The organism is Acinetobacter sichuanensis (genome assembly GCF_003024515.2).
In the GTDB taxonomy this organism is placed as follows: domain Bacteria; phylum Pseudomonadota; class Gammaproteobacteria; order Pseudomonadales; family Moraxellaceae; genus Acinetobacter; species Acinetobacter sichuanensis.
The window spans coordinates 1-7,425 of record NZ_PYIX02000074.1; the positions used below are offsets into that span (position 1 = coordinate 1).

The following is a 7,425-nucleotide window of genomic DNA, read 5'->3' on the forward strand; positions in this document are numbered from 1 at the left end:
GAAATCAACTTATCTTTATTTAAATCATTGCCTGAATAGTTATTAAAACTATTTAGTATAAATTTAAAATACACATAAAAAAGTAATCAATAATATATATAAAAAGCAATATTATTTGAATTACAAAAAAGAACAAAATCAAATTATGATAAAAAAAGATAAATGGATTATTTATCAAACGAAAAACTAAGGAATTTTCATGAAATTAACCTATGGAATTATTTTACCATTATATATTTTAAGCATGCCTGTCATGGCTAATAGTTTTATTGATGATAGTCAAGGAAGCTTAATGTCTCGAAATTATTATTTTGATCGTGAATATACTGATCCACAAAAAATTGGTAGAGCGAAGGACTGGACTCAAGGTTTCATTTTAAATTTAAAATCTGGATATACTGAAGGAAAAGTTGGTCTTGGACTTGATTTACAAGCATTAACAGCCATTAAAATTATTGGTGATTCTGATTATATAGCCTCTGGTTTAATTCCAACGGATAAAATAACTCGAGAACGTGCAGATACTGCAAGTGAATTAGGTATTACAGGAAAAATTAAATTTGAAGATTCTGAATTAAAAATTGGCACAGTAATGCCATTTAACCCAATAATTTCTAGTTCAAGATCAAGATTACTGCCTCAAACATTCCGTGGTACATTATTTGAATCTAAAGATATTGATAATATTGAACTTTATGCGGGTTATATAGATAAGGTGAATCATAGAGATTCTACAAATTATGAAACTATGAGTATTACAACCAGTAATGGTAGATTTAATGCAGCACAGGCAGATAATCTTTCTTTCTTAGGCTCAAAATATAGTCCATCAAAAGATACTCAGTATAGTTTATATTATGGCATAATTGATGATTTATACGCTCAAGCTGCATTTACTTTTAATAATACTTATATGCTGACAGAAAATACACGACTACTATCAGATCTAAGGTTCTGGAATAGTAATGAACATGGGCGAGCATTAGCAGGTAAAATTGATAATACCTTACTTACTGGAAACTTTGGTTTTAATTATAATAATCATCTCCTTACATTAAGTACAATGCAAAATTTTGGTGATACAGCTCATCCTTATTTATCTGGTGGTGAGGTCCAATTATTTGTTGAAGGCTGGGGAGTTGACTTTCTAAATCCGAAAGAAAAAGTCTACTCTATTCGGTATGATTATAATTTTCAAGATTACGTTCCTGGTCTGCGAGCAGCTATACGTTATATTAAGGGAACGAATATAGACTTACCTCAACTTGGAGGAAATAATCTAAAAGAAGATTCAAAAGCATTTGAACTTCAATATAATTTCCAACAGAGTTATTTAAAAGGATTAAGTTTTAGAACACGATATATGACTTCTGATAATAACTTTGCAAAAAATACAACATTTAAACCAGCCAATGAAACGCGTATAAATATTGACTATACGTGGAAATTCTAAAAATATAAGAAAGGTCAATTGACCTTTCTTTTTTTATATAAAATTATGCCTAAAAAACAAAATATAAATATTTATTCTATCTTGCTAACTAATAAAAAGTCAGCAAGATATATCAAAAATTTACTTTAACCCTAAACGAGCTAAAACCCATGGAAAAATAATTTCTTTAGAAATTGTTTTGTCATCCCATTTTATGTTTTTACCACGTTCACGCCCCATATGAATACCATTTGGATTAATCCAAGCTTCACGCACATCACCTTCAGAGAATAAAAGCGGTAATAAATCTTCCTGAGGAACTAAACTGTCATGTTTACCACCAATCACTAAAATAGGACTATCTATTTTTAGTGGTAATGGAACTAAACGATCAATCGCCTGTTCCTGCATAGCATTTAATAATTGTTCTCGACCATTAATACCATGTATCAAATTTGATAATGAAGGTAAACTGTCATATAAATACTCTTTACCTTCAAATACAGTACCTAGTTTATTAGGTTTGAAAGTTTCTGAATATGGTCCTGACTGATCAACAACACCTGCTAGTTTTATTTTGTTTCTTGCTGCTAATAATGTTGTCCAATATCCACCAAAGCTTCCTCCATAAAATACTACACGATTTTGATCAATATCATTACGTTGTAGAACTTTTTCAATTAAAGTAAATAAAACAGCCTCAGCATCTGTACCCATTTTAACCTCTGTTTGCCCTGTACCTGGCATATCAATGGATAAAATTGCGACACCTTTATCTAATAATGGTGATAATTGGGTAATTCGTGCTTCTTTCCAACCATCTAATCCACCAATAGAAATAACAATTGGTAATTTGTCATTATATTGTTTAGGTTTAACCAGATAAGCAACTGAATTATAATTTTTATATTTACTCTCAACTCTCTCTAAATTAATACCTTTTAATCGTTGTACAGCCTCAAATGCTTTGATTTCAAGTTTATAAGATTGTTCTCTACTTTTCGTTAAAATAGCAGGCCAACGTCCCATATTATATAATCGTTGCGCCATACCAAAGTTATATATCGCTTTTTCCTTATCACTATTTTCATAGCTCATGCCTTTGGAAAAATATGAGTCACCAACTTTAATATATGCTTTTGTCCATTCATCAATATTTAATGTTTTAACTTCATTAGCAATACCTTTCATAATTTCAGGAGGAATATTATAAACTGGATATAAATTAATCTCTGAACGATGAATCATTTCTTTTTTTAACTCATCTACAGACATTGCTGTTTGTATATCTTGAGCAAACAAAGAAGAAATTGGCATCATAGAAAAACTACTTAGCATTAAAATCTTCATCATTTTATTAAAATTAAATTCTTTTTTCTTTAAAAATGCTTGGCATCGAAAAACCATCATAACACCCACTTTTCCTTTAAAACATCATCCGATGTATAGATCCATAATTTAAGGTTCAAGTTCAGAAATTACATACTGAATAATGACCTACTTTATTATTAGAGCTGTTACATTATTTTGTAAAATATATTTTATCTATCTTTTAATACACGATTTAAATATTATGCGACATGTATTTTTCTCTATATTCTAAGGGGGTTACTCCCATTTTCTTTTTAAATAATGTAGAAAATTGGCTTTGATCATTAAATCCTGACAAAAATGCAATCTCAGATAAGGCGAAATGACCAATCATCAAATATTCTATAGATTTTTTAATTTTTGCTGCAATGATATATTGATAAGGAGACACTCCATGTTCAAGCATAAATTTTCGACTAAAATGTCTTTCACTCATTTGTACTAATATGGCTAAATCTGTAACTTTAATTGATTGTAAATTTTCATTTTCGACATAGTTATAAACTTTTTTCCAAAAAATACGATCACTTTTTTTCAAATCGTGATATTTTTCATCTTCATTTATAAATACATTAAGTATAGCTTGTATTATATTATCAATAATTTTTGTTTTTTTAATATTTCCTCTAGAGATATATCCTAAAGAATCCATTAATGAAATTATAAGTTGTTGGTTATATAGATCTAATTGACTATTTATTTTTGAATAATCATAAAGGCTCATTTTTTGTTTTAAGACAGTCTCTACATAAGCGTTAGAGATCATTAATATTTGTAAATGAGTTGGACTCAGTATTTCAAAATTGGTGGTTTCGCCAGGTTTTCTTAAAAACACACCCTCTTCAATAAAAATTTTACTGCCTATTTTTTTAACAGCTTTGTTCTTTAAGCATATAATTGTTAATGCATTATGATGAACATCTATCACATTTCCTTCATTTCTTATAACTTCTGCGAAGAAAAAACCTAACTCTGAATCATTAGACTCAATTTTGGTTAAAAATTCTACTGGATATTTTGACATCCCATTCCATGTTTCATCAATCATAACCAATACCTTTTTCCCTAATCGATCACATAAATAATATAAAAGAAGAAGAATATGATTGCAAAACTAGCGATGTCTTAAATCTAAAAATAATGTCTGTAATCAAAAATATCTTTTAACTATTTAATTATATAATTCTATTAGACAGGATTTGTTGACTAAGTTTAATACTATTTTAAAGGTAGCATATATGGAATTAAGACATTTAAAATATTTTGTTATGGTCGCACAAGAATTAAACTTTAGTAATGCAGCGATAAAACTTCATACAGTACAACCTTCTCTTAGCCAACAAATTAGAGATTTAGAAGATTTTATTGGTGTTCAATTATTTATTCGAACAAAAAGAAAGGTAGAACTTACGCATGAAGGTTCTATTTTTCTTCAACATGCAAAACTGATATTACAAAGTGCAGAAAAAGCAGTTTCTATTACAAGGCAATCTAAAAAAAACAGTGAAAATCATCTTAAAATTGGTTTTGTTCCCGTTGCTGAAATAAAAATATTACCGCTACTCATTCCTATTTTAAATAAACTTTTTCCACATTTAACTACTGAGTTAATCAGTCTAAATGACACTCAAATGCTTTCAGCTATTGATAATGGTCATATTGATATTGCGCTATCAAGAGCTGATATGAATAATGAGGAAATATATAGTCAAAAAATTTTTGAAGAACCTCTTATTTTCCTGATGAATAAAGATCATGCTTTAGCTAAATTAAATGAAATTCCAATTAAACTATTAGAGGATCATAACTTTATTATTCCATCTAAAGCATGCTCACCACAACTACATCATAAAATTATTGATTTTATGCAAAGTCAAAATGTTGATTTAAATATTATTCAAGAAGCTGATAATATTTTATTTAATATTAATTTTTTAAATATTAATAAAACCTGTACTATTTTACCTAGCTATGTAACTGAAATTTTGAATGAAAATATTATTTCTAAACCTTTAGATATTAAGCTGCCACATATAGAATTATTTTTAAGTAAACGTAAAAGTAATGATTCACAAAAATTTATAGATTTTTTTAAAACAATAGATAATTTTCAATTATAAAATTTTAACTTATGAATGAATAAGAATTTTAAAACTTAATCATCACTAAATCGTATAATCATGACCTAACCTCATCATATTATATCCTCGGGCAATCAGCCCGAGGTTTTTCATCATAAATCTTGACCTAGCAATAGCTTTAAATAAATTTGAAAAACTTGAATCTCTATAATTTATATGTCGATAATAACAAACTGGTTTCTGTATTATAAATACCTGAAATTTTTCTAATTCTCCCTAGAATCACATCAAAATTTTGCAAACTATCTGAATGTATTTCAACTAATAAATCCCATTTTCCATTGGTTGTATGCAATTGTTGTACAGCAGGATCTATTCTCAACTCAGCAATCACCGCTTGTGCTTTGTTTCCTTCTACCATGATGTTCATCCATGCTTGGATCTGATTCCGTTCAACATTGGGTTTAATTCTTACGGTATAACCTGTAATGATCCCAGTTGTTTCCATATATTCAATTCGTTTTTGTACTGTTGCTCTAGAATTTCTAATTCTCTCTGCAATTTCAGTAATTGAAATACGTGCATTTTCCCTGAGTAAACCTAGAATTTTACTATCCGTTTCGTTCATTTTGAAAAACTCAATAAGCAATTTGATAAAAATAAATAAAATTCAATCAATTTAAAAGCTTTTTTTAATCAAATTGATTGCCAATAATATTACTTATTCGAGGCAACTCAGTAACTTAGTTCAAATCATCAGGAAATTTGAGCAAAGTATCACATTTGGAAAATGTGTAACTTATACCATAACTTTTTAGAGAAAAAGAATGTCTATATCGGCAAATGCATCGAAATATGATCCTTGGTTAGCTTATTTAACGCAAGTGGAACGCGTGACACCTTATTTAGGAAAAAGTATTCAACCCTATGTAAATACATTAAAAGTTGCAAAACGCGCTCTAATCGTAGACTTACCTATTGTCATGGATGATGGCTCTATTCGTCATTTTGAAGGTTACCGTGTTCAGCACAATTTATCTCGTGGTCCTGGTAAAGGGGGTATTCGTTATCACCCTGATGTTGATTTAAAAGAAGTTATGGCTTTATCTGCATGGATGACCATTAAAACAGCAGCATTAAATTTACCTTTTGGTGGTGCAAAAGGTGGAATTAGTGTAGATCCAACAGAATTATCAGCACGTGAACTTGAACGTTTAACACGTCGTTTTACCAGTGAAATTGGTCCTTTAATTGGTCCTCAGGTCGATATTCCTGCACCAGATGTGGGGACTAATCCACAAATTATGGGTTGGATGATGGAAACCTATTCAAGTATTAAAGGTCATACCGTCACAGGTGTGGTAACAGGAAAACCTTTACATTTGGGTGGTTCTCTTGGGCGTGTTCGTGCCACAGGTCGCGGTGTCTTTATTACAGGCGTAGAAGTTGCCAAAAATATTCAGTTAGCGATCAAAGACTGCAAAGTTGCTATTCAAGGTTTTGGTAATGTGGGTAGTGAAGCCGCTTATTTATTTGAAGAAGCTGGGGCAAAAGTTGTTGCTGTACAAGACCATACAGGCACTATTTTTAATGAAAATGGAATAGAAGTTGTTGAACTACAAAAATATGTCCACCACAACAAAGGCGTAAAAGGTTTCCCTAAAGCACAAGAAATTTCGAATGAAAATTTTTGGACGCTACAGATGGATATCTTAATTCCTGCGGCATTAGAAGGGCAAATTACAGCTGAACGTGCTCAGAATTTAACTGCAAAATTAATTTTAGAAGGTGCCAACGGTCCAACTCATCCTGAAGCTGATGATGTTTGTTTAGAGCGTGGCATTACGATTGTTCCTGATGTCATTTGCAATGCTGGTGGCGTAACTGTCAGCTACTTCGAATGGGTACAAGATATGTCAAGTTACTTCTGGAGTGAGGCTGAAATTAACGAACGTTTAGACAAGCTCATGATCAATGCGATTGCAGATGTTTGGCAAAAATCAACCGATCAAGATTGTAGTTTACGTACTGCCGCTTACATCCTTGCCTGTGAACGTATTTTAAAAGCACGTCAAGAACGTGGAATTTTCCCAGGTTAATACTTCATTTATTCCCATTTAAACTTAATCAGAGACAGCAAAATGAATGCAAATTTAAAAGTAAATCGTGAAAATTTTAATGAGTTAATTGTACCCGTTTATGCACCCGCTGAGTTTATTTTAACTCGTGGCGAAGGCTCACGTATTTGGGATCAAAACGAAAAAGAATATATCGATTTTGCAGGTGGTATTGCAGTAAATGCTTTAGGACATTGTCATCCTGTTGCTTTAAATGCTTTGATGGAACAAGCAAAAAAACTCTGGCATTTAGGCAATGGTTATACCAATGAACCTGTTTTAGCACTTGCAGAACAATTAATTAATCATACTTTTGCAGATAAAGCATTTTTCTGTAGCTCAGGTGCTGAAGCCAATGAAGCCGCTTTAAAATTAGCACGTAAAATTGGCAGCTTAAGTGATAATCCAAACAAAAATGAAATTA

Annotated in this window: 7 protein-coding genes; 4 read left to right on the forward strand and 3 right to left on the reverse strand. The window is 30.6% G+C overall.

Going from position 1 to position 7,425, the window contains the following annotated elements; translation table 11 throughout:
* Positions 1-199 precede the first annotated feature (199 nt).
* Positions 200-1,453, forward strand: a complete 1,254-nt coding sequence (locus tag C9E89_RS20980) for an OprD family outer membrane porin (RefSeq protein WP_107010094.1) — start codon at positions 200-202, stop codon at positions 1,451-1,453.
* 120 nt (positions 1,454-1,573) lie between these two features.
* Here C9E89_RS20980 and C9E89_RS20985 read toward each other — a convergent pair whose 3' ends face one another.
* A complete protein-coding gene (locus C9E89_RS20985) occupies positions 1,574-2,842 on the reverse strand; it encodes an alpha/beta hydrolase family protein (protein WP_107010095.1) in 1,269 nt (422 codons plus the stop codon).
* Between the two features lie 154 nt (positions 2,843-2,996).
* Positions 2,997-3,851, reverse strand: a complete 855-nt coding sequence (locus tag C9E89_RS20990; protein ID WP_107010096.1) for a helix-turn-helix domain-containing protein — start codon at positions 3,849-3,851, stop codon at positions 2,997-2,999.
* A gap of 190 nt (positions 3,852-4,041) precedes the next feature.
* On the opposite strand from C9E89_RS20990, the gene C9E89_RS20995 reads away from it, so the two are divergent.
* The gene (locus C9E89_RS20995) at positions 4,042-4,923 is read left to right on the forward strand and encodes a LysR substrate-binding domain-containing protein (protein ID WP_107010097.1); all 882 of its coding nucleotides are present in this window, start codon (positions 4,042-4,044) and stop codon (positions 4,921-4,923) included.
* 166 nt (positions 4,924-5,089) lie between these two features.
* Here the strand turns inward: C9E89_RS20995 and C9E89_RS21000 are convergent, their stop codons facing one another.
* Positions 5,090-5,512 (reverse strand): Lrp/AsnC family transcriptional regulator, encoded by a 423-nt coding sequence (locus C9E89_RS21000; RefSeq protein ID WP_107010098.1) that lies wholly within the window; start codon positions 5,510-5,512, stop codon positions 5,090-5,092.
* A gap of 199 nt (positions 5,513-5,711) precedes the next feature.
* On the opposite strand from C9E89_RS21000, the gene C9E89_RS21005 reads away from it, so the two are divergent.
* Complete coding sequence (locus tag C9E89_RS21005) at positions 5,712-6,983, forward strand: Glu/Leu/Phe/Val family dehydrogenase (RefSeq protein ID WP_107010099.1); 1,272 nt, start codon at positions 5,712-5,714, stop codon at positions 6,981-6,983.
* Positions 6,984-7,025: 42 nt separating this feature from the next.
* On the forward strand, positions 7,026-7,425 hold a 400-nt coding region (locus tag C9E89_RS21010; RefSeq protein WP_116746708.1), incomplete at its 3' end, for an aminotransferase class III-fold pyridoxal phosphate-dependent enzyme.